The following is a 21,382-nucleotide window of genomic DNA, read 5'->3' as shown; positions in this document are numbered from 1 at the left end:
ACTCCTTAATATGTTTAATCTTCGATATTTAAAATCTGTTTTACAACTTTTACTGCATCAGCAGCATCTGACGAGTATCCGTCAGCTCCGATCTCATCTGCATAGTCCTGTGTAACAACGGCACCACCTATGATGATCTTGGAATCCAGTCCCTCTTTATGAGCCAAATCCACCACGTTTTTCATTTCCTTCATGGTAGTTGTCATAAGGGCTGAAAGAGCTATAATACCGGCATCATTATCTCTTGCTGCCTTTATTATCTCTTCCTTGGGCACGTCCTTGCCCAGATCTATGACATTAAAACCATAGTTTTTTAACATAAGCGCAACAAGGTTTTTACCAATATCATGAATATCCCCGTGGACAGTAGCAATTACTACTGCCGGAAGCTTTTGGTCCGATGTATCTTTGTCTTTAAGAAGAGGCTCCAAAATCCCAATCGAAAGCTTCATGGCTTCAGCACCCGAAATCAACTGCGGAAGAAAGAATTTTCCTTTATCAAAAAGATCTCCGACTTCGTTTATGGCCGGCATGAGCACTTCGTCCAAAATCACTCTGGGAGCAATTCCCATATCAAGAGCTGTCTGAGTATCTTTTTCGATAGTTCTCTTTGCGCCCTTTAGAACGTCACCTTTTATTATAGCAAGAATATCATCACTATTTGTAGAGCCTGATTTATCCTCTTTTCCCCCTGCACCTTCCGTAGCGATTTTATCCTCTTTTTTTTCTGCAAGGCGCTGCATCCTTTCGATATATCTTATATCAGCCCCTTCCTTGTTGCGTAAAAGATCTGACGCAAATGCTGCATTTACCAGCATTTCCTGAGACGGATTGGCAATCGCCATAGTCAGTCCCCTTGAAATCGCCATGGTAAGAAAGGCTGTATTTACATTCATTCTCTCAGGAAGGCCAAAAGAAATATTGGAAAGACCGCACACAGTCGCATAACCATTATCATGGCAAAAGCTTATAGTATCCAAAGTCTTTATTGCTGCTTCCTTATCAGCGCCAACTGTTGCAACAAGTCCGTCAACAACTATATCTTCCAGTTCAAGGCCGTTTTCCTGCGCCATTTTTGTAAGTTCTTTTATATTTTCTATTTTTTCCTCTGTATCCTTGGGAAGACCTTCAGGAGACAAGGGCAAAAGAATAAACATAGCGCCATATTTTTTTGCAAGAGGAAGGAATTTTTCTGCCTTACCCTTTTCAAGTGAAATAGAGTTCATAAGAGCCCTGCCGGGATAAATCCTAAGGGCAGCCTCCATGACTTCACTACTGCTGGTGTCAATGCAAAGAGGTAAATCCGTCTGAGACATAACTTCCTCAAGGACATTTAGCATCATTTCTTTTTCATCTATGCCGCTCATGCCCACATTGATATCAAGAATAGCTGCTCCCTCTTCTTCCTGACTTCTTGCAAAATCAGAAACCATTGAAAGGTCACCTTCACGAAGAAGTGCCTGAAGCTTCTTTTTTCCGGTAGGATTAATTCTCTCTCCGACAATCATAAAATTATCGTCAAGTCCGAAAGAGAGGCTGTTTCTCTCTGAAGAAAGATATCTTCTTCCCTCGATCTTTCTGGGAATATCAACGGGAAGTTTATAGCTCTCATATTCTTTTCTCAAGGAGCCAATGTATGCAGGAGTTGTTCCGCAGCATCCACCTACTATACTCGCACCTGCATCAATAAGCCTTTTCATCTCTATGACAAAGGTATCCTCATCCATGTCATATTCAGTATTTCCATTCTCATCAACAGAAGGCAGTCCAGCATTTGGCTTGGCAATAATAGGAATACCCGTTACGCTTGCCATATCCCTTATGATCTCTTCCATCTTGTCAGGTCCCGTAGAGCAGTTAGCACCAATGGCACAGGCTCCAAGTGCCTCTAAAGTAATGGCACTTGACTTTGCCCCGGAACCATAAAGAGTTCTTCCGTCTGCTTCAAAAGTTAATGTCACCATAACGGCAATATCAGAAACTTCCTTGGCTGCAAGAAGTGCAGCTCTGCACTCCTGAAGGCTCATCATGGTCTCAACAACTATAATGTCGCACCCTGCTTTTTCAAGTATCCTTATCTGTTCTTTGTAGGTATCAATAAGCTCTTCAAATCCCAGATTTCCTATAGGTTTAAGCTGCCTTCCCGTCATGGTGATATCACCTGCAACAAGGGCCTTTTTTCCGGCAGCCTTTTTGGCAAGCTCAACAAGACTTGTATTAATAGACTCTATATCATCATCAAGCCCATAATCGGATAGCTTTATCCTATTACCTGTAAAAGTAGGGGCATAGATAATATCCGCCCCTGCATCTACATAGCTTTTTTGAAGTTCCAACATAACTTCCTTATGATCAAGTATCCACTTTTCGGGGCAGACACCTGCCGGCATGCCGGCCTTCATGAGGTTTGTTCCGGTGGCTCCGTCCAAAAAAACTACTCTCCCCTTAAACTTCTCTAAAAACTCTTCTCTGTTCATACCTTTTATCTCTTTACAGTTATATTTTCAGTTATCTTTGTCCTTATGCTTTTTTCTTGTGTGCCCTTACAGTCCTTGGAATATACCAGATAAATATGAGGCAAAGAGCCATTACAATAAAAGGCTTCGCCGCCATGGAAAAATCAGGGATTATCTTGTAATAGGAAAGCTGATCCACAAGACAGATTACAAGAACATGGTAAAAGTAAATGTCAGATGAGCCTTCTTTTCCGATCTTCCACAAGAACCTTCCTCCACCTATACCTGTTTCAGATAAAAACAGTATTCCAAGTACCATTAAAAGAGCTCCAAAGGGACACTCTTTTTTGCCAAGAAGCATAAACTCAAAACCAGAACACACCATTCCGATTGCAATACTGCAAAAGCCAGGGATTATCCATTTTTTGCTTCTTGCTCTAAACTTATCTTCTCCAAGATCTTCCTTTAGCTTTCCGATATAATCCGAAAACCATATACCTATGAGAACAAAAGGCATCCCTTCAAAGAGCCAGTTTCTAAGCACATACCAGGTAGTGATGCTAATATCAAAAGGTCTTATGGGATAAAAGGTCTGAAGAAGTTCTCCAAAATAAAGACCTCCCAATAGAATCACAACCAAAGCTTTCATCCATTTCCTGAGTACAGGTGCGAAAATATAGATAAGTCCAAAGACATAAAAAAGTGCAAACAAATACCACAGATGATCAAAGGTATATGAACCGTCATATATGAACTTACCGGAATTAAACAAAAAGAACCATCTGGCTTCCGAAAGATTAAACTTGGAAGAAAACCATTCAACAAAGCCTATTCCGTTTTTTAAATGAAATATAAGCGAGTACGCCAAATAAATCCCATAGACTATGCCTGTAGTCTTTAAAAGCTTTTTTATGGCCTTTCCTACTCTTTTTCTAATATCAGGAGTTTTTTTCATGCTGTAGGGAATAAGAAATCTCCCCGAAATAGCAAAAAAGAATGGGCAGATATATCTTGAAACGGCATCCCATATGTAGCCAAAAGTTCCCGGAAACCTGGTATGTCCGATTATCACGCCCATTGATGCTATAAATTTTACTAAATATATAAATGTATTCATCATTCCTCTGAACTCGTTCCTATAGTAGAGAACTGAATGGAATCCTGGGTTGTTACTGTAACTCCTTCTCCGGATGGAACTTCTCCATGAAGGACCTGCAGCATAACCAGCACTCTGCTACACGCTCTCTGGTAGTACTGACCGGCAAGATACTCTGTATCCGAATCAAACTCATTATCATATGCTTCATGATAAAACTGATCTGCCATTTCCATATAATCTGCTGCTTCTACAGCAATATCCGAAATTCCCGAGAACTCATCAGGAATTGTCAACTCAGCCATACTTTTGTAGGCTTCATTCATTTCATCCAAATATCCCAAAAGCTGGGCTACTGCCGTCTCAGATTCCGGATCGATTCCGTTTATAGCCTCATCCAAATACGAAAGCTTATCATAGAACGAGCTCATGCTCTCCTTATAACTTTCAAGTTCATCATTCGTTTCCTTCTGACAGCCACTTAAAATCATCCCCAGCAACATGGCCAGCAAAAGAAATTTTCTTTTTCTTTTCAAAACACATTCCCCACTTAGTCTTTATACTTGGAAGCAGCCGATAGTCTGGTAAGCGCTCTGGCAAGTCCTGCCTGTGACTTTTTAAATTCTTTGATAGACTGCTTCTGCTGCAGGTGCTCCATAGCAAATTCATAGGCCTCCTGCGCTCTTCTTTTATCAATATCTCCCGGTTTTTCTACAGTATTAACTATCACAATACATCTGTTATTGGCAACCTGAACCGAGCCCAGGCTTACTACACCGTAAATCCACTCGCCGCCGGGCTTTTTTATCTTGATAACACCATCGGACAATGCAAGGATCATCTCCTCGTGACCGGCAAGAACAGCAAGTTCACCATCTTCGCAAGGAAGTATTATCTCCTCTGCCTTGTCATCATAAAAGACTCCGTTTACAGAAATAACCTGAAGTCCAAAGGTCGGTACTTTATCCTCAATCATACTCAACTCTCAATCTGTTTTGCCTTCTCAACTACTTCATCAATTGTTCCAACATTAAAAAAGGCTGCCTCCGGGTACTTATCCATTTCACCATCTATTATGGCTTTAAAGCCCTTTATTGTCTCCTTTAAAGGAACAAATTTTCCTTTAATACCTGTAAACTGTTCTGCAACATGGAACGGTTGTGACAAAAATCTTTGAATCTTACGTGCTCTGTGAACAGTTATCTTATCTTCATCACTTAGTTCTTCCATGCCCAAAATCGCAATAATATCCTGAAGTTCCTTATACTTTTGTAAGATTTCCTGAACCCTCAAAGCTGTCTCATAATGTTCTTTTCCGACAATCTCTTCCTCCAGAATACGGCTTGATGATTCAAGAGGATCAACAGCGGGATATATACCCTGTTCAACAATCTTACGGGAAAGAACCGTTGTTGCATCAAGATGCGCAAAAGTCGTTGCAGGCGCCGGGTCCGTAAGGTCATCAGCAGGTACATATACAGCCTGAACAGAAGTAACAGAACCAAATCTTGTAGAAGTAATTCTCTCCTGAAGAAGTCCAAGGTCTGTTGCCAGAGTCGGCTGATATCCGACAGCTGAAGGCATTCTTCCAAGAAGCGAGGAAACTTCAGATCCGGCCTGAACAAATCTGAAAATATTATCAATAAACAAAAGCACGTCCTGATGTGCCACGTCTCTGAAATACTCAGCCATTGTAAGTCCCGTTTCAGCAACTCTCATTCTGGCTCCGGGTGGCTCATTCATCTGTCCGAAAACAAGTGCGGTCTTTTCAATAACCCCTGACTCACTCATCTCAGTCCAAAGATCATTTCCTTCTCTTGAACGTTCTCCTACACCGGTAAAAATGGAATATCCACCATGCTCAGTAGCTATATTCTGAATAAGCTCCTGAATAAGAACTGTTTTTCCGACTCCGGCTCCTCCAAAGAGACCAATCTTACCCCCTTTGGCGTAAGGCGCAAGAAGATCGATAACCTTAATTCCCGTCTCAAGTATTTCAACAACCGGACTCTGATCCACAAGTCTTGGAGGCTGTCTGTGAATCTGCCATTTTTCCGCAGTTTCAAGTTCGCCCTTGTGATCGATTGTCTCTCCCAATACATTAAATAACCTGCCAAGAACCTTTTCTCCCACCGGAACACTTATAGGTCCCCCGGTGCAAAAAACCTGCATATCCTTGCAAAGTCCTTCACTTGGCGAGAGCATAATACACCTGACAGTATCCTCTCCTATATGCTGTGAAACCTCCATGACACGCTTATTGTCTTCAACATAAACTTCAAGAGCATCACTTATATATGGAAGATCATTATCTTCAAATTTAACATCCACAACAGGTCCCATGACCTGCAAAATCTTACCGTTTTTCAAGGTTTGCTCCTTTTTTCTTTGCTTCTTTGCTCCGTTTAAGAGCCTTGGCACCGCTTACAACCTCTGTTATCTCCTGAGTAATAAGAGCCTGCCGCTGTCTGTTATAGGTACGCTTTAGATTATCTATCATTTTCCCGGCATTTTTGTTGGCAGAGTCCATAGCCATCATTCTGGCGCTCTGAACAGAACAAAACGCTTCTACAAGTGCACCGTAGATAAATCCCGTAACATAATTGGGAACTATATTGTCCAAAATTGCCGACGGACTTGGATCCATAAGAAACTCTTCTCTTAAAACACCCGGAATCAGCTCATTTTGAATATCTGTAATAAGTTCAAGAGGAAGAAGCTTTTCGAATCTGGTTTCACACACATTTCCATGAACTGTAGTGTAAACCACAAAAAATTCATCAATCTTTCTCTCATAATAGTAATCCAGAATTTCTGCTGCTATCTTCCTTGCCCTGTGAAGCGTGGGATTCTGCGAAGTAAACATAAAGGATTCCTCTATATCCATATTCTTGGATAAAAAGTGGAACCTTCCAACCTCCCCGATCACAAAGAGTTTCCAATTATCACCGTCTTCCAGAATATGTTCTTCAGCAAGCTTTAAAACATTGTGATTATAAGCACCGGCCATTCCCTTATCATCTGTGAAAATAATATAACCCTTTCGTCTGTCTTTTTCAGGAATATCCTGCCTCGTCTCAAGAAAGATATTATCTACTCCCTCGGGAAGGTGCCTTACCACTCTGGAAATCATAGCTCTTGTGGCAAAGAAAAATGGTTCTGTATCAGTCAGCATTTTCCTTGCCTTTCGAAGCTTGGTTGATGAGATCAGGTACATAGCATTTGTAATTTTCCGGGTATCATTTACTGAATCTATTCGATCCCTTATCTCTTTAATTGTTGCCATGAATACCTTCTATTTCTTCTTTAAGCCTTTTATTTTCAATATCATTAAAAATATCTACACAATCAAGAATCTTTTTCTTTAGCTGTTCCGAAAGCTCTCCGCTCTTTTCAAGTTCTTCACATATTTCACCCTGTTCAGCATTAAAAAAACCAAGAAGCTTCTCCTTATACTCTTTAACTTTTTTGACAGGTACAAAGTCAAGTCTTCCGGCATTGGCTGCCACAAGGACGATTACCTGCTCATGCATCTTAAGAGGATGTTCAAGAGGCTGTTTTAAAAGTTCCATCAAAACACTTCCGTGACGGAGCTGATTCTTGGTTGTCTCATCAAGATCTGATGAAAACTGTGTAAATACAGCCATCTCTCTGTACTGTGCAAGGTCAACTCTTATGCTGCCCGCAGCTTTCTTCATAGCCTTGGTCTGAGCCGCACTTCCCACACGGGAAACAGAAAGTCCAACATTTACTGCAGGTCTCATTCCTTCAAAGAAAAGATCACTTTCAAGGAATATCTGACCATCTGTAATAGAAATTACATTGGTCGGTATGTATGCGGATACATCTCCGCCTAAGGTCTCAATTATAGGAAGTGCCGTGATGGAACCACCTCCAAGTTCTGACGAAAGCTTACATGATCTTTCCAAAAGCCTTGAGTGCAGATAAAATACATCTCCGGGGTAAGCCTCTCTTCCGGGAGATCTTTCAAGAAGAAGAGATAACGCTCTGTAAGCTACCGCATGCTTTGACAGATCATCATATACTATCAGTACATCTTTTCCCTGATGTAAAAAGAACTCTGCCATAGCCGTTCCCGAATAAGGTGCAATGTACTGTAGCGGTGCCATGTCAGATGCAGTAGAGCTTACAACTATTGTATAGTCCATCGCGCCTGTCTTTTTAAGAGTCTGAACTATTTTGGCAACGGTGGATGCCTTCTGACCTATAGCAACATAAATACAGATAACGTCTTTGCCCTTCTGGTTAATTATGGTATCAAGGGCTATGGAAGTCTTACCGGTCTGTCTGTCACCGATTATAAGTTCTCTCTGTCCTCGTCCTATAGGAAACATAGTATCAATAGAAAGAATTCCTGTTTCCATAGGTTCATTTACCGACTGCCTCTCGACAATACCGGGTGAGAGCTGTTCAACCGGCCTGTAGCTTGTTTCTTTTATATCACCAAGACCATCTACAGGTGAGCCCAGCGCATCTACAACTCTTCCGATAAAAGCCTCACCAACAGGGATTCCGGCTTCTTTATAGGTTCTGACTGCTCTTGTTCCCTGTCTGATTCCTGTATCATTGCCAAAAAGAATACACCCGATGTGGTCACTTCTTATGTCCTGTGCCATTCCTCTGGTGCCGTCTTCAAATTCAATTATCTCTCCGTAAAAAGCGTGGTCGATACCATCAATATTGGCGATTCCATCACCAACCCAGGTTACGTTTCCGACTTCCTTATCCTCAACCTGCAAGTCAAAATCCACCACTTTTCTTCCGAGCATGGATATTATCCTGCCTGTATCGTGGTCTCCTGACTTTCTGCTAAGGTTATTAAGTTCTGCGCGTAATTGCCTTGCTCTTCCCGCATCAGACCAGTCATATTCAAAGTTCTTGCAGGATACGATAAATCCGCCACCGATAGAAGGATCTTCTTTTATTTCTATATCGATGTCTGCATTTTCAAATTTCTTTTCAAGAACCTTTTTTATCTTTTCTATCTGTTCTGAACTGGGAGCAGTATTGGCATATCGCAGTTTTGCTTTCAAAGATTCACTCATTATTTGCTCCGGCTTCACTTATAAATTTCTCATACAGTTCCATGTCGTCTTCCTTGCTGTGCTTAGTCGCAGCAATTTTAGACGCGGCATCCACAACCATGTCTGTGAGCTGAGCTGCATAAACTTCCTTGGCACGCTCATTCTCAACTTCAGCGTTGTGCCTTGCCTCTACGAGAATCTGCTCGCCTCTCCTTTTTGCTTCATTTATGATACGGTCATACTCATCATATCCCTGCTTTTTGATATCAGCCAGAATCTGCTCTTTTTCCTCATCAACCTTTTCGATTTTCTTTTCGTAATCTTTTTTGGTGGCAATTGCAGACTTTGTCATCTCATCAGCAGCCTTGGTGGCAGTCTCAACTTCTTCTCTTCTCTGCATCAGAACCTTGTCAACTCTCCCGAACAAAAACTTCTTGAACAAGAAATACAGGATCAGAAGATTAAATATAGTACATGCTATGTTTACAATACTGGTTGTTAACACTTTGTATCCCCTTTATACAAAAATATCTTCTTTTATGAGAAAAGAATAATCATTATAGCTACTACGAATCCATAAATAGCGGTTGCCTCTGCAAGAGCACAACCAAGAAGTAAAAGCTTCATGATTTTGCCGTCTGCTTCAGGCTGACGGGCTACTGCATCTGTAGCTTTTGCTGTGGCAAGTCCGATACCTATGCCTGCTCCGATTCCTGTAAATGCAGCAATAGCTGCTCCGATTGCTGTTAAACTCATTTTTAATCCTCCTTTATGTTGTTTACATCATTCTACGGCCTCTTTTATATATAGCGAAGTCAAAAACACAAATACATAGGCCTGAATGCATCCGTCAAAAATATCAAAGTACAGACTAAGAAACGCCGGAAAAATAACCGGAATCACAAACTTGATAAGTTCCATGATTACCGTAGCACCAAGTATATTTCCAAAAAGTCGCATGCACAGTGACAAGGGACGGATCACAAGTTCAAGAATGTTCATCGGTGCTATGACTGCCATAGGTTCCGCAAAACCCTTAATCCACTTTTTTGGTCCTTTTTTATGAATGCCTGCTGCCTCCACCAGAACTATACTCATTATTGACAGCGCAATAGTCACTGTGAGATCCATTGTCGGCGGTGTAAGCCCAAAAAGTCCCACCATATTGGAGCAGGCGATAAATATAAGGACGGTTGCAATGTAATCAACGTACCTCTCGCCCTCTTCTCCGAGCATTCCCCCGGTAACTCCCCTTATCCACAATACAAACGCCTCAACTGCCGCCTGTCTTTTGGATATATTATGAACTTTAAGGTTGCTTGTCATGATCAGAATAAAAATAAAGACAAAAGCAATAACCACCCACGAAATAACAACAGACTTGTAAATATCAAAAAAGCCATTGCCAAACGGAAAGTGAATTAATGTTTTGTCTTCCATCAGAATCTCATTCAGTAATTCTTTCATACCATATAGCCCCCAAACCTCAAATGCCTGTTTACAGACGAATCAGGCACTACCAATCATTATAAAAAAGTAGAAAGGAATGTGCAACACTATTTTCCTTTCTACTTTTCCTTAAACCATCGCTATATAAGCCTATTTACCGCCATCATTATCATCCTCTTTTCCGTCATCTTTTCTTTCATTTTTTTCATCACTGCTGTCATCATAGAAAATCTGCTCTTTACTCTCAATTTTTTGAGAAATCTTTCCAAAAATCTTATTGAGTATTCCCGGAAGTTTCCCACTATGCCTTACTATAAAGATAATGATCAAAGCAATTACCAGAAATACGCCAAGTATAATTCCAAAAATCTCAGCCAAAACAATATATGCTTTTCTCTGTGCACCGTTAAACTTAATCTTTAACGAAAAGGCATTACCATCGACTTCGTACAAATTGTAATCGCCTAGAACTCCTGTTTTCTGAAGCAGAATCTCATTATCTCCCTGTACAAGATAAACATCAAAATCCTTTAAGCTCTCTGCAATTTCTGTCAAAGGCTTGATCCTTATCTGATGAGTCTTTTGCCCATCATCAGGAACATTGACAGTCATTGTCTCATATTCCACCAGATCTTTTATCTTTGTCACCTTTTCATACTGAATATCCTCATAATGTATGTCATGTTCTACAGTAAGATAATCACCCTCCTTAAACAGTCCATCGACAAGTATTTCATCCTGATAAAATCCATCACCGGTTTCAGACATATCCTCCGAAATGGTGGTTCTGTATTTAACATAGGATGCCGTTACTGTTTCATCGGTTTTTATACTGTCTATGCTCTCCTTATCCCATGCCACATAATAACCTTCTTTTTCCTTTATTTCAGGATATGCTTCTTCATCCAGACTATCTCCATAATCGGCGCTGACTTTATTTATCAGTTCTTTTCCACCGTCAATATCTTCATCCTCAAGCACAAAAGAAACACTAAGTTTTTTAAAGTCATAGGGAAGTTCACTCTCGTTATAGCTTACAGGTTCAGCTTTATGCGAATGGCTTATCCTGTCTATTCCTGCAAGATCATCGCTTATAAAGGTATTATTTCTGATAACGCCGGCATCATCCACATGCCCTGCCACTGCCCCGAAAAAGCTTTCAGCATCCTCAATCTTAACCAGCGAAAGACAGTCACTTACATTGTATCCATCCCCGACTATGCCTCCCACATAGGATTCTCCGGTGAGAATTCCCATTGAATTTGAGTTAGTAACATATGACAATGACCTTCCGCAAACGCCTCCTGTATACTGTCCGGAATTTGATTTTAAATTTCCAAGATTAGAGCACTTTAATATCGTCCCCATTTCCTGTAGACCGCAAATACCGCCGACATAGTTTTTCTCTCCTGTTGCATCGCTGTAGTTTTTGTTATTTCTAAGGACACATTTTGTCAAATAGGAGCTGTTAAGTTTGGAGTCCTTTATCCCTGTGGTATCGCTCTCCATGTCAAAATCATATTCGATTGCCATTGTTCCTGCTATACCGCCGGTGTCAATATCTCCTTCAACTGTACCGTAATTAATACACCAGTCAATTGTTGCATCCGTACAGTTTTCCGCTTCATCAAAAGAAATATCTTCATAATTTGTTGTATAGTCAGCTTCAAGCACACCATCCACTGCATCGGAGAACAGCATCATTATAGTATTAAACTGATCATTCATTGCCTGAAGATCATCAACTATTACTCCTGTAGCATTGTTCATTTCAGAGTTAAGAAGGCCAAAATTGTCATTCATTCCCTGCATATTATTTACAAAAGATGTAGTATGTTCCCTGTAATCATTGCTAAACTGAGGAAATGCAATATTATCCATTCCTGAAACATGCGTAACAATGCTCTTTGCATCGCTTCCTGCTTCTTTTAAACTGTCCGTTGCACTTTGCAGTGAAGACATTGATTTAAGGGCATCACTCCTTGCTGCTTCAGTCATTTTTTGAATATTGGATGAAACTATTGAGCTTATTTGCGCAGACGAGTCAGAAAGATCACGGTAATATGAATCTGCACCTGTTGTTCCATCCACAGGACTTGTATAATTGGCAAGAGCATAGGTTTCAGAATTATCTGCTGCATATGACAGTGCGTTATCACTAAGAGTTATGTCATCTGTTTGTCTTTCATCTGACGAATCTGTTACCGGAAAAGACGCTCCGTCAGTACTATGTGACCATGAGCCCGATACATTGTATTTTTCAACCGGGTCGGAGCTGTCAGCAAAGCTCCCGCTGTACTGAAGATCACTTGTCCCTTCATATGAAGACTTATTCTCATCAATATACTTGTTATAATAACCTTTCTCGGCAGCTGCGGTAAGTGTTGCATATTGGCTTGCAACACTCTCCAAAATATCCTTATGCCTGTTGTATTCTTCCTTTTCGGCATCTGACATATACTGCTCAATGCCCAAATCCGAAACAGCCTTTTTTAGCTCATCCACAGACTTGGATGTACTGTTAATGGCATTTGAAGTCTGATCAAGAAGCCCATCTTCCTTTGAAGCCTCATCAAGCACATAATCAACCCTTGAAAAAGCCTCAGATGCTGCCCCTGATATTCCGTTTGCATAATCAACAGCCCCGGTTGCAATTACCTTTACATCCTTGATTGCTCCATCTGTAAATTGCTGTATAGCAGATAATCTGCTTGAAATAACACCTGACTGATTTTTGGTATCATTTAGCGTTTCTGTTACAATATCATGGAGTTTTCCGATTGCCTCCGATAACTGGTAAGCAATATCCGAACTAAGATCAACCGTAATATAAGGCTCAGCCTGTCCAACTATTCCGCCTACATCTTTTCTTCCAAGTATTTTTCCGTTATTGTTGCAATAATAGATGTATCCGGACTGCCTTCCTGCAATTCCGCCTATATTGTAGCCAACATGTTCATACCCAACGTCTGCTATATTAATGCTTCTTCCTATTATTCCTATTGATTGTCCCGCAATTCCGCCAACATCAGAAGCTGTAACATCCGCATTTGCTTCTTCAGATGTACTGTTTATATTCTTAACAAGTGAGATTACTTTATTTAGAGCACTCATGGAATCAATGGTTATCTGTGTATCTTCATTGGTTGTATTCACCAGTGCTTCATTGGTACATCCATAAATGTTTCCCATATTCTCACCGGCGATTCCCCCAACATAATGAACGCCGTGAATGAATCCTCTGGAAGTACACTCCTTTATATCTCCGGAAAGCTGGTTGATTCCCACTATTCCGCCCACATAGTCATTGGCTGTGACAACGCCTTCAAATTCACAGTTTTGGATTATTCCGCTGTTATCAGAAACAATACCTCCGACTATGATATTTTCACCGGATGGAATTATAGAGCCTCTGACCTTTAAGTTTTTTATAATTCCTCCCTTTTGAAGATTTATAAAAAGCCCAATATGCGAGGAGTCTTTTCCTATTGTAAAATCACCTATGGTATGACCGTTACCTACAAACTCCCCAGCAAAAGTAGGAACTCCTTCAAATCCTGTTCCCAAAAGGGATATATCAGAATTTAAGATAACTCTTTTATTGGCTGACCATGTATCAAGCTTGCAGTTTTCAGCAAATTCAATAAATTCATCGGTTGTATTTATTGTTATTTCTTCAATATCTTCGGAAATCTTTTCTTCAATATCTTTTTTTATGTCTTCGTCTACATCGACTTCATTTTCTATTGCTCTTTGCTGGGTTCCTGTCTCAACTACCTCTCCTTCTTTTGCCAGAGTTAAAAGAGGCATTTCAAAACCAACTACTATTCCCAAAAGGAGTACACATATTCTTTTTTTCATGTTAGTTTTCCTCCCCTTCCGAATAATAGAATTCACTGTTTTCAGCAGCTGCATCAAATGGTTCTTCGTCCATCATGGTTACATCACCGTTTTCAACAAATGCGCTGACATTTCCTTTTACTACAGCATGAATCACACCTGTGATATTTCCATCAATATGGCCTCTGATCATGCCGTCTATTCGCATAGTTCCTGACCTTTGTTTGGTGGATAGCGGTACGTTCATGACAAATGCAGTAAGTTCAATGACTTTATCTCCAACCAAAAGTATCTGCGGAAGAACAAACATTGTAATTAGGATGGAGATAATGGTTCCTCGTCCCAGGCATTTACCGATTCCATAAATAGCACAGTCAGATGTCATTTTACCAATCAAAGTTCCCGCCACAGCAAGCATTGTTCCTGATGTGATAATAGTCGGGAATGAAAGGTTCATTGTATCGATAATCGCATCTCTTTTTCCCATGGTCTGTCGAAGCTCTGTATATCTGCCCGCAATAACGATTGCATAGTCAATGTTGGCACCCATCTGAATCGAACTGACGATTAAGTATCCCAGGAAGAAAAGATTGTCATGTTCTATGGCAGGCACAGAGAAATTAATCCAGATACAGCCCTGAATGACAGCAATGAGCAGCACCGGCATACCTGCTGATTTAAAGGTAAAAAGAAGCACCACCAATACCGCAAGAATTGAAATCACACCGGTAACTGTATTATCTCTGGCAAAACACTTTTTAAGGTCATACTGGCTGACAGACTCGCCAACCACATATATCTTGTCCGCGTCATAATATTTTTCTGCGTAGGTATGCATCTTCTCAAGAAAGGCAAAGGTTTCATCCGATTCCTGCGGAAGATTTAAATACACAAGTATTCTCGAATAATCTTCACCCTGAAGCTGCTTTTTTGCAAAATCCATCATTCTGTTCGCATCTTCAAGTTTATTCATAAGATCATCGCTTAAAGTCACATATCCTTCTTCAACTTCTTCATATACAAACATGAACATTTCTATAAGGGGGACTTTGTAATTGGCAAGACCGTTTACAACCTTGGCGTAGTCTTCATCATTAACGGCATAAGCTGTATATATCAGCTCTGCAATTTCATAATCAATATTTAAGAGCTCGGAAAACTGTCTTGGCGAAAGCTTTTCTGTAAGGGTATATCCATTTAAAGCCTCAGTATTTGCAAGACCTGTTATAGAAGCAACATTGTCATCAGCCAAAAGATCCTCTATAAGTTTCTTTTCCTTGTCATAGTCGCCTGACGGAAATACCAGGGCGACCATGTTATCAGATCTGAAGTTGTCGTCCTGCATATTCTGAGCAGCCTGAACCTCATTGATAAGCGGAGGCGTTATCTTGGTATAACCATAAACATATGGTGTGCCTGAAGAAATTCTGTTGGCAATTATTATCACAACGACGAATGCCGGTGCAATAATAAATCTGGTGGCATATGCAAATTTTCCTACAAAAGGAATCTTAGGAATAAAGTTCTTGTGCTTTGTCTTTTCCATGAGACCTGAAAAAAGCATTATGATTCCGGGCATCAAGAGGAACACTGACAAAAGACTTAGCAATATGGCTTTTATAAGAACGATACCCATATCTCTTCCTATTCCGAATTGCATAAAGAGCATGGCTATAAGACCACCTATTGTAGTCAGTGAGCTTCCGGATATTTCGGGAATTGATTTAGACAAAGCTATTATGCAGGCTTCTCTGGCAGATAAAAGTGCATGTTCTTCTTTATACCTGTTAAGAAAAATAACAGCATAATCCACTGAAAGGGCCAGCTGAAGCACAATTGTAACAGAATTGGATACAAAAGAAATTGTTCCGAGAAGAAAGTTTGAGCCCATCTGAACAAGTGCCGCACTTCCAAAAGTCAAAAGGAGTATCGGTACCTCCGCATAGGCTTGAGACGTAAGAAGAAGTACTCCCACAACTACAAAAACCACAATTACGGATATAACATCCATCTCCTTGGCAATAAGCTCGGACTGGGTATCTCCAAGAGTTGTTGATAGATAATAGTCATATTTATCAAAATACTCTTTTACCTGATCAAGAAGCACAAGACACATATCATCTGTTTCGTCATAGTCAAAAGTAATGTTGAACAAAGCAGAACCGTTGTTGTAGTGTTTATCTGTATCGTCAAGCTCAGCAGAAAAAACACCATCCATGCTTTCCAAATCCTTTTGAATCAAAAGTGCCTGATCATATGAAATATTTGCAACCATAACCTTGGTCGAACCATAGGTTGTGAATTGCTCCTCCATAAGATCAAGCCCCTGCCTGGTCTCCGAAGTTTTGGGCAGATATTCAGACAGCTGGTTTTCTACACCTACCCACCCTCTTGAAATAACTGAAAAAATACACAGAATCGCGTAGATTAAAAAGAAAAGATTGCGCTTATCAACAATAAATGCGCAGATTTTCAGCATAAAGCTATTGCCGGTATTCTCCCCACTATTATCCATTTTGTTCCCCCTGTATGTTGATGTATGAATAAGAAATTCACCTATCAAATCTTCGATATATATTCTTACAATATCGAATGCATCTATTCTATATATTGTACACCTTATTTAGAACAATAACAATTTATTGAATGTATTGATCTTATTTGATTACTCAGAGGGATTTGATATTATAAATCAAATTTTGCGTTTTGCCATGCAACAACTTACTGCCTATTCTACTTGGTTGTTTTTGCACACAAAAACTTCTTATCTGAATTGCCAGTCCCTTGCGGAATTTCATAGAATTAACGATATAAAAATATTATAGGTATTTGCGAAACTCATTAGAAGTTAAGGTGTAACCTTAACAAAAGCATTTTGGAACGCTTTTTTGAGGGCAAAGACGTGAATTGGGCTGATAAAGCTTATCTTAGGCGCACTTGAATAAGGCTGATGCCTTATTAAGTTGGTAAGTCCTATGCTATGAGTGGCTTGAGGCTTCTGATGTATTCATGGTGATGAATCTTGTCGGCAAGTACTACAGATATCAGCTGAGTGATTCCAGCAAGTATCAGATCAGCATGCAGAGTTTTCTCATTTTGAGTGCGACGTCCAGCCAAACAAAGATTATCCTTCATATGGTTGATATCGCGCTCCACGGTAGTTCTGATCTTGTAGGTATTATCCCATTCTTCAGTTCCGCGAAGTACTCCTGGATAGGCTCGTAGATTCTTTTCGGGATAAATATGTATCATACGACCGCAGGAAGAACCGGTACAAGGGTTATCGCATTGGCACTCTCGATGTTGCTTGCCGGTAGATTTATCGTAAACATATTTGATTTTTGGACAGACAAATTTGAACCTTACTAAACCATTCTTACTTGAAGATTTACCATCGGATTTCATCGGAAGTGAGTCATCATTAGGACAACAGGGTATACCGTCAGCATTTACTTTGCAATCAGGATATTTGATTCCTGCTCTACTGTTTAAGGGTATATATGCTTTTGAAAAATGTTTATCTGTGCCAAAAGTATCACCTGTAAGTAGCTGTTTATACAGAAGAGCTGAATCAAAAGCAGCATCGCCCAAAAATGTTTTTGGATTGATGAGTGGATGTTTTGAAAAGAAGTCCCGAAGTGTGGGAATGAGAAGTTTTGCGTCATGAACACATTTGTCCTCATCAGGTGAATCAGATTTCTTTTCGACAACGATATCCGGGTGAGATGAAAAAAAGTCTTTGTTGTAAAAAGAAATATGGCGGACGATTCCCAGGCCGTTTGTTACAATGCCAAACTTGAAAACGTAGCAGAAATGGCCGTTGATATATAACTGTTTGATTTCAGGATTGGCAGAAGCATGAGAAGGCATTGCTCCATAGGCTGCCTTATAGGGATCATAGGATTTATTAACCCCCATTGCTTTGGCATATGCCTTAAGCTGTTTGATGATCCTGTTAGCATACTTGGGATTGTTTTCAGTGACAAAGGCTTCAATCCCAGAAGAATCAAAGATGGTCATGTCGGCTTTTGCAGAATCAATAGCCTGACAGATAGGCTCGGTAATATCGACGAGCTTATCAAAAACAAGCTGTAAGTCATCCAGAAAATCTTGCTTAAAGCGGGTTATTTTAGAAGCATCAGGAACTTTGGTAAAACCACAGAATTCACGAAGTGGCTTCGAGTATGCAAGAAAGACCAGTAGAAGCTGATCTGTGGGGATAGTAAAAATGCGTTGGATAATTAAAGCCCAGAGCATAGCTTTTAATGGGTATTTACGGGATCTTCCCGTTGATGCATAGAAATGCTTTATAAAAGAAAGCGGAATAATTTCATCAAGGTCGATATGGTTTTCTAATAGAGACAAAAACGCAGGCTTGTCATTTTCAAATTTATCTTGGCAATCTGCATAGATATCAGCCAAAGAAAGCTGTTTATATGGTATCATATATATCAGAATAACTCCTTTCTTGGTATTGGTCAGTGGTTTCTCGTCAATTCTATTGTACCATATCCGGTGAGGGGTTATTCATTTTTTATAGAGCAAAAGTGCCGTATTTATGCAGCTTTTGGCGTTTCACAAACGCCTATATATTATCTATTACTTTGGGGGAATTTCAAATCGACCACAAATCGATATCCTCTGCGGTTTCTTTCTGATTTAAACTTTTCAGATATTCATCTACTGCATCCAGCCAATCAGATTTTAAGCAGCCCCTTTGCTTATTTATTCCATCAACCTCCGACCAGTTCTCAAATATATCCATTTTATAGTAATAGTCATCTCCTGGGTTTTCTGTGTAGTAACCATAAATACTTGCAAATGCCCAGTTTGCCTTATCAACAGATTCAAGAGCCGTTTTGTATTTCTTTTTACTAAATAACATGTTCGGTTTTGAATATTCATATTTGTACTCCGGTAAACGTTTGCTTTCAAGATACTCCTTTACACCGGATACATCTATGCAGATCTCGCCATGATCTTTGGTTTCAAGTATTTCAGTCCTTAACAGCGGCAATCTTACAACTGCATATTTTGAATTATTCTCTATTTCCATATCATTTTCCTTCATTTAGAACTGTATCGTTGTTGTTTAGTCTTGACACTAATCCTCCCCAGAATACGATTCCATAAGCTCTACTGTCATTCTCACATCTTCTGCGGTATATGAACGATTCTCCCTGTCATCAGCAGCTATTCCAAAGATATCCGGGAGTACAAATGGAACTTGCCCGATATACTTTCCAACAATGTCATCGCAGGAAATATACGGATTTGACCAAAACCTTGAATCAATGGATCTTCTCCTATTGTCGCCAAGAACGAATACACACCCGTCTGGCACAGTAAAGGTCTTTTTAGAGTTTGTAGCAATGTTATCATCGAGGTACCGACTTTCATCGGCCCTCATACCATTGATATAGACATAGCCGTTATGAAATTCAACATTATCGCCAGCAATTCCAACAACTCTTTTTGCATAAGTAGCATTAAATTCCTGTGACCAGAAGCCTATAATGTCACCCCTCTTAGGAACTGTTTTTGTATATGCTAGTCTGTTATAAACAGCCGTATTTCCGGTCTTGAGCTTTGGTTCCATTGAACCGGAGGCAACTATGGTAATACAAACAACCTTGCTAAGAAGGAATAATACACCAAGTACAGGGATACCGACTCTTAGAATGAACTGAAGCCACATAGGAACGATATCTATATGTTTTTGTAAAAATAATCCTGTACTCTTATATTTCTCAATCCTTTTTTCTCTTACGATATCGTGAATTAGGGTGATTATCATGTATAGGATGAAACATGACAATAATATGGCGCACCATATAAAAAGAGTATCTTTCCCATTGTTATCTGCAATAGGTATTATCTGAGCTTCTTCTGCTTGAGCTAACATAGTCCCACTCCCATAAAGGCGCAATCTGGTATTCAAGTATTACCCGGGCTTTTTACACATAAAATAGCATAATTATGGCTATGATACCAATAAATAATTGATAAACTTCAACATGAGTGCTCTTGAATCTTCATCAATCATTTTTTCAGCTATTGTTTAGCAAAATAAGATTGTTCCAATGAATAAAAGATTTAATTTTTCCGGGCGTTGCCAGTCATCAATCTCATTACCTTCGTTGCGCTCATTGTCACCTGACAGATATTCCTGATACAATTTCTGATAATAAGCGTATGCTCTACGACTTACTTCATCAGGGTGTTCATTGGCTACACGATTTATGACAAGCTCGTCTACTATATAATCTGCCAATAATCCCTTTAAAGTTTCTTTATTGGCCAACTCTTCTATCTGCTTCAAGAACTGGCCTGCTGATACTACGGAATCTTTAAGCCTTTCGTTCTGGCTCTTTACAAAATCACAGAACTCCATATCTGAATATGCACTAAATTCAGTGTGCATCTCAGCATCCTTGTACTTTTCACGCAATGACTTGGGTTTCTGCTTATGAACAGTGGGCTCAAATACTTCCTGACCGTCAACATCATAGACTTGCCCCTTTAGAATTCTTTTTTGTTCAACCTGACCATAAGGTGCAATTACGCCCATCTTTTTCTGCCTTGACTGATCACGGCGCTTCCTGCGGTCAGCTGTAATAATAACCGCTACTGAAAAGGTGTCAAGGATTTCTTTTGATTCATCCTCCGGAAACCGTTCTCGAAGGGAAAACTTGCAGTACGTGCTAAATAATGGCAACATTGACACCTGCATATTCCTGTCACCACTCTCATATTTGCTCAATGTACTACGGTCTATATTCAGGCACTCCGCCAACTCCTGCTGTGAAATGTTCCGGACATTTCTCTTTAACATCAGACGTTCTCCAAGGTTTTTCAAGAAACCTGTAATAAGCTCTTTTTTCTGTACATCTGAAAGTCTGCCTGTTATCTTATACATAAATTCTCCAATTTCCGTGACATGGTGTCACATGCCTTATCCCTTGTAACCTTTAGCATATGATCAAGGGCATTATATGAGAGCCACTTGCTGTCACCAAGATATTTAGTCCCCAAAAGGCTATCCCTTACGAGCCTGTAAACCATCATCTGATTTGGGAAAAGAGGCTTGAACAAGGCCATTGAATCTACTGCAGACGAATACTGCCTTAAGATGAAATTTGCCCTGTTGTACAGAATGGCTGATGCTCTGCAGATATCCCTGCAATAGTCATAGAGTATGTGGTTGTTGCTTATCCTGTATTGCCTTGTTCTGTACACGGTTAAAAATTCCTTATTAGTATTCTATATTTAGTTATATTTAGTATTATAGCACACTTTTTAGAAACAAGCAAACATTTGTTCTTTTGGGTGGGAAGTAAATTTATGCAGAAATCAATAGTAGAATCAGATATCCTAAACGAGTACAGAAGAGGATCACATTCCGTATACAAACTCACTTACCATGTGATTTTCGTAACTAAATACAGAAAGAAAGTGATCACGGATGAGATTGGTGATTTCATGAAGAATTACGC

General features: G+C 39.9%; 18 protein-coding genes. 1 reads left to right on the top strand and 17 read right to left on the bottom strand.

Annotation, left to right across the window (positions count from 1 at the left end; all coding sequences use genetic code 11):
- Positions 1-14: 14 nt before the first annotated feature.
- From J6O61_RS00630 to J6O61_RS00550, 17 genes are all read right to left on the bottom strand, one after another.
- Positions 15-2,477 (bottom strand): homocysteine S-methyltransferase family protein, encoded by a 2,463-nt coding sequence (locus J6O61_RS00630; protein ID WP_292208320.1) that lies wholly within the window; start codon positions 2,475-2,477, stop codon positions 15-17.
- Between the two features lie 43 nt (positions 2,478-2,520).
- Entirely contained in the window at positions 2,521-3,573 is a 1,053-nt protein-coding gene (locus J6O61_RS00625) for an acyltransferase family protein (RefSeq protein WP_292208317.1), read from the bottom strand.
- The gene (locus J6O61_RS00620) at positions 3,573-4,088 is read right to left on the bottom strand and encodes a hypothetical protein (protein WP_292208314.1); all 516 of its coding nucleotides are present in this window, start codon (positions 4,086-4,088) and stop codon (positions 3,573-3,575) included. The genes J6O61_RS00625 and J6O61_RS00620 overlap by 1 nt, the downstream gene beginning before the upstream one ends.
- Before the next feature lie 14 nt (positions 4,089-4,102).
- Positions 4,103-4,528 carry an ATP synthase F1 subunit epsilon gene (gene atpC, locus J6O61_RS00615; protein ID WP_292208311.1) on the bottom strand — a complete coding sequence of 142 codons (426 nt, stop codon included), beginning with the start codon at positions 4,526-4,528 and terminating at the stop codon, positions 4,103-4,105.
- Between the two features lie 2 nt (positions 4,529-4,530).
- Positions 4,531-5,922, bottom strand: coding sequence for a F0F1 ATP synthase subunit beta (gene atpD, locus J6O61_RS00610; protein WP_292208309.1), 1,392 nt, complete (start codon positions 5,920-5,922; stop codon positions 4,531-4,533).
- On the bottom strand, positions 5,909-6,838 hold the full coding sequence (atpG, locus tag J6O61_RS00605; RefSeq protein WP_292208307.1) for an ATP synthase F1 subunit gamma: 930 nt from the start codon (positions 6,836-6,838) through the stop codon (positions 5,909-5,911). Before atpG ends, atpD begins: the two co-directional genes overlap by 14 nt.
- Positions 6,825-8,618, bottom strand: a complete 1,794-nt coding sequence (gene atpA / locus J6O61_RS00600; protein ID WP_292208305.1) for a F0F1 ATP synthase subunit alpha — start codon at positions 8,616-8,618, stop codon at positions 6,825-6,827. The genes atpG and atpA overlap by 14 nt, the downstream gene beginning before the upstream one ends.
- Complete coding sequence (locus J6O61_RS00595; RefSeq protein WP_292208303.1) at positions 8,611-9,102, bottom strand: ATP synthase F0 subunit B; 492 nt, start codon at positions 9,100-9,102, stop codon at positions 8,611-8,613. Before J6O61_RS00595 ends, atpA begins: the two co-directional genes overlap by 8 nt.
- 32 nt (positions 9,103-9,134) lie before the next feature.
- Positions 9,135-9,353 carry an ATP synthase F0 subunit C gene (gene atpE / locus J6O61_RS00590; protein WP_292208300.1) on the bottom strand — a complete coding sequence of 73 codons (219 nt, stop codon included), beginning with the start codon at positions 9,351-9,353 and terminating at the stop codon, positions 9,135-9,137.
- A 27-nt stretch (positions 9,354-9,380) separates the two neighbouring features.
- A complete protein-coding gene (locus J6O61_RS00585; RefSeq protein ID WP_292208572.1) occupies positions 9,381-10,037 on the bottom strand; it encodes a F0F1 ATP synthase subunit A in 657 nt (218 codons plus the stop codon).
- Positions 10,038-10,196: 159 nt separating this feature from the next.
- Entirely contained in the window at positions 10,197-13,907 is a 3,711-nt protein-coding gene (locus tag J6O61_RS00580) for a hypothetical protein (protein ID WP_292208298.1), read from the bottom strand.
- Between the two features lies 1 nt (position 13,908).
- Complete coding sequence (locus J6O61_RS00575) at positions 13,909-16,401, bottom strand: efflux RND transporter permease subunit (RefSeq protein ID WP_292208296.1); 2,493 nt, start codon at positions 16,399-16,401, stop codon at positions 13,909-13,911.
- Positions 16,402-16,859: 458 nt separating this feature from the next.
- A complete protein-coding gene (locus J6O61_RS00570) occupies positions 16,860-18,332 on the bottom strand; it encodes a transposase (RefSeq protein WP_292208293.1) in 1,473 nt (490 codons plus the stop codon).
- 169 nt (positions 18,333-18,501) lie between these two features.
- Positions 18,502-18,942, bottom strand: coding sequence for a hypothetical protein (locus tag J6O61_RS00565; protein WP_292208290.1), 441 nt, complete (start codon positions 18,940-18,942; stop codon positions 18,502-18,504).
- 48 nt (positions 18,943-18,990) lie between these two features.
- Positions 18,991-19,791 carry a signal peptidase I gene (lepB, locus tag J6O61_RS00560; RefSeq protein ID WP_292208287.1) on the bottom strand — a complete coding sequence of 267 codons (801 nt, stop codon included), beginning with the start codon at positions 19,789-19,791 and terminating at the stop codon, positions 18,991-18,993.
- A 156-nt stretch (positions 19,792-19,947) separates the two neighbouring features.
- Positions 19,948-20,805, bottom strand: coding sequence for a helix-turn-helix domain-containing protein (locus J6O61_RS00555; protein ID WP_292208285.1), 858 nt, complete (start codon positions 20,803-20,805; stop codon positions 19,948-19,950).
- Positions 20,793-21,125 carry a hypothetical protein gene (locus J6O61_RS00550; RefSeq protein ID WP_292208284.1) on the bottom strand — a complete coding sequence of 111 codons (333 nt, stop codon included), beginning with the start codon at positions 21,123-21,125 and terminating at the stop codon, positions 20,793-20,795. Before J6O61_RS00550 ends, J6O61_RS00555 begins: the two co-directional genes overlap by 13 nt.
- A gap of 105 nt (positions 21,126-21,230) precedes the next feature.
- Here J6O61_RS00550 and J6O61_RS00545 point away from each other — a divergent pair.
- Positions 21,231-21,382, top strand: a 152-nt coding sequence (locus tag J6O61_RS00545; RefSeq protein WP_442861687.1) for a transposase, incomplete at its 3' end; no start/stop codon positions are given.

This window comes from Butyrivibrio sp. (assembly GCF_017635265.1).
Classification (GTDB): domain Bacteria; phylum Bacillota; class Clostridia; order Lachnospirales; family Lachnospiraceae; genus Butyrivibrio.
The sequence above is the reverse complement of the archived record's forward strand: the minus strand, read 5'-3'. Positions and strand labels throughout refer to the sequence as shown.

What these genes read in the sequence shown, in the direction of transcription:
- J6O61_RS00630 (WP_292208320.1), bottom strand. Translation starts at nt 2,477, where the DNA reads ATGAACAGAGAAGAGTTTTTAGAGAAGTTTAAGGGGAGAGTAGTTTTT.
- J6O61_RS00625 (WP_292208317.1), bottom strand. Translation starts at nt 3,573, where the DNA reads ATGAATACATTTATATATTTAGTAAAATTTATAGCATCAATGGGCGTG.
- atpC (WP_292208311.1), bottom strand. Translation starts at nt 4,528, where the DNA reads ATGATTGAGGATAAAGTACCGACCTTTGGACTTCAGGTTATTTCTGTA.
- atpG (WP_292208307.1), bottom strand. Translation starts at nt 6,838, where the DNA reads ATGGCAACAATTAAAGAGATAAGGGATCGAATAGATTCAGTAAATGAT.
- atpA (WP_292208305.1), bottom strand. Translation starts at nt 8,618, where the DNA reads ATGAGTGAATCTTTGAAAGCAAAACTGCGATATGCCAATACTGCTCCC.
- atpE (WP_292208300.1), bottom strand. Translation starts at nt 9,353, where the DNA reads ATGAGTTTAACAGCAATCGGAGCAGCTATTGCTGCATTTACAGGAATC.
- J6O61_RS00585 (WP_292208572.1), bottom strand. Translation starts at nt 10,037, where the DNA reads ATGGAAGACAAAACATTAATTCACTTTCCGTTTGGCAATGGCTTTTTT.
- J6O61_RS00580 (WP_292208298.1), bottom strand. Translation starts at nt 13,907, where the DNA reads ATGAAAAAAAGAATATGTGTACTCCTTTTGGGAATAGTAGTTGGTTTT.
- J6O61_RS00575 (WP_292208296.1), bottom strand. Translation starts at nt 16,401, where the DNA reads ATGGATAATAGTGGGGAGAATACCGGCAATAGCTTTATGCTGAAAATC.
- J6O61_RS00570 (WP_292208293.1), bottom strand. Translation starts at nt 18,332, where the DNA reads ATGATACCATATAAACAGCTTTCTTTGGCTGATATCTATGCAGATTGC.
- J6O61_RS00565 (WP_292208290.1), bottom strand. Translation starts at nt 18,942, where the DNA reads ATGGAAATAGAGAATAATTCAAAATATGCAGTTGTAAGATTGCCGCTG.
- lepB (WP_292208287.1), bottom strand. Translation starts at nt 19,791, where the DNA reads ATGTTAGCTCAAGCAGAAGAAGCTCAGATAATACCTATTGCAGATAAC.
- J6O61_RS00555 (WP_292208285.1), bottom strand. Translation starts at nt 20,805, where the DNA reads ATGTATAAGATAACAGGCAGACTTTCAGATGTACAGAAAAAAGAGCTT.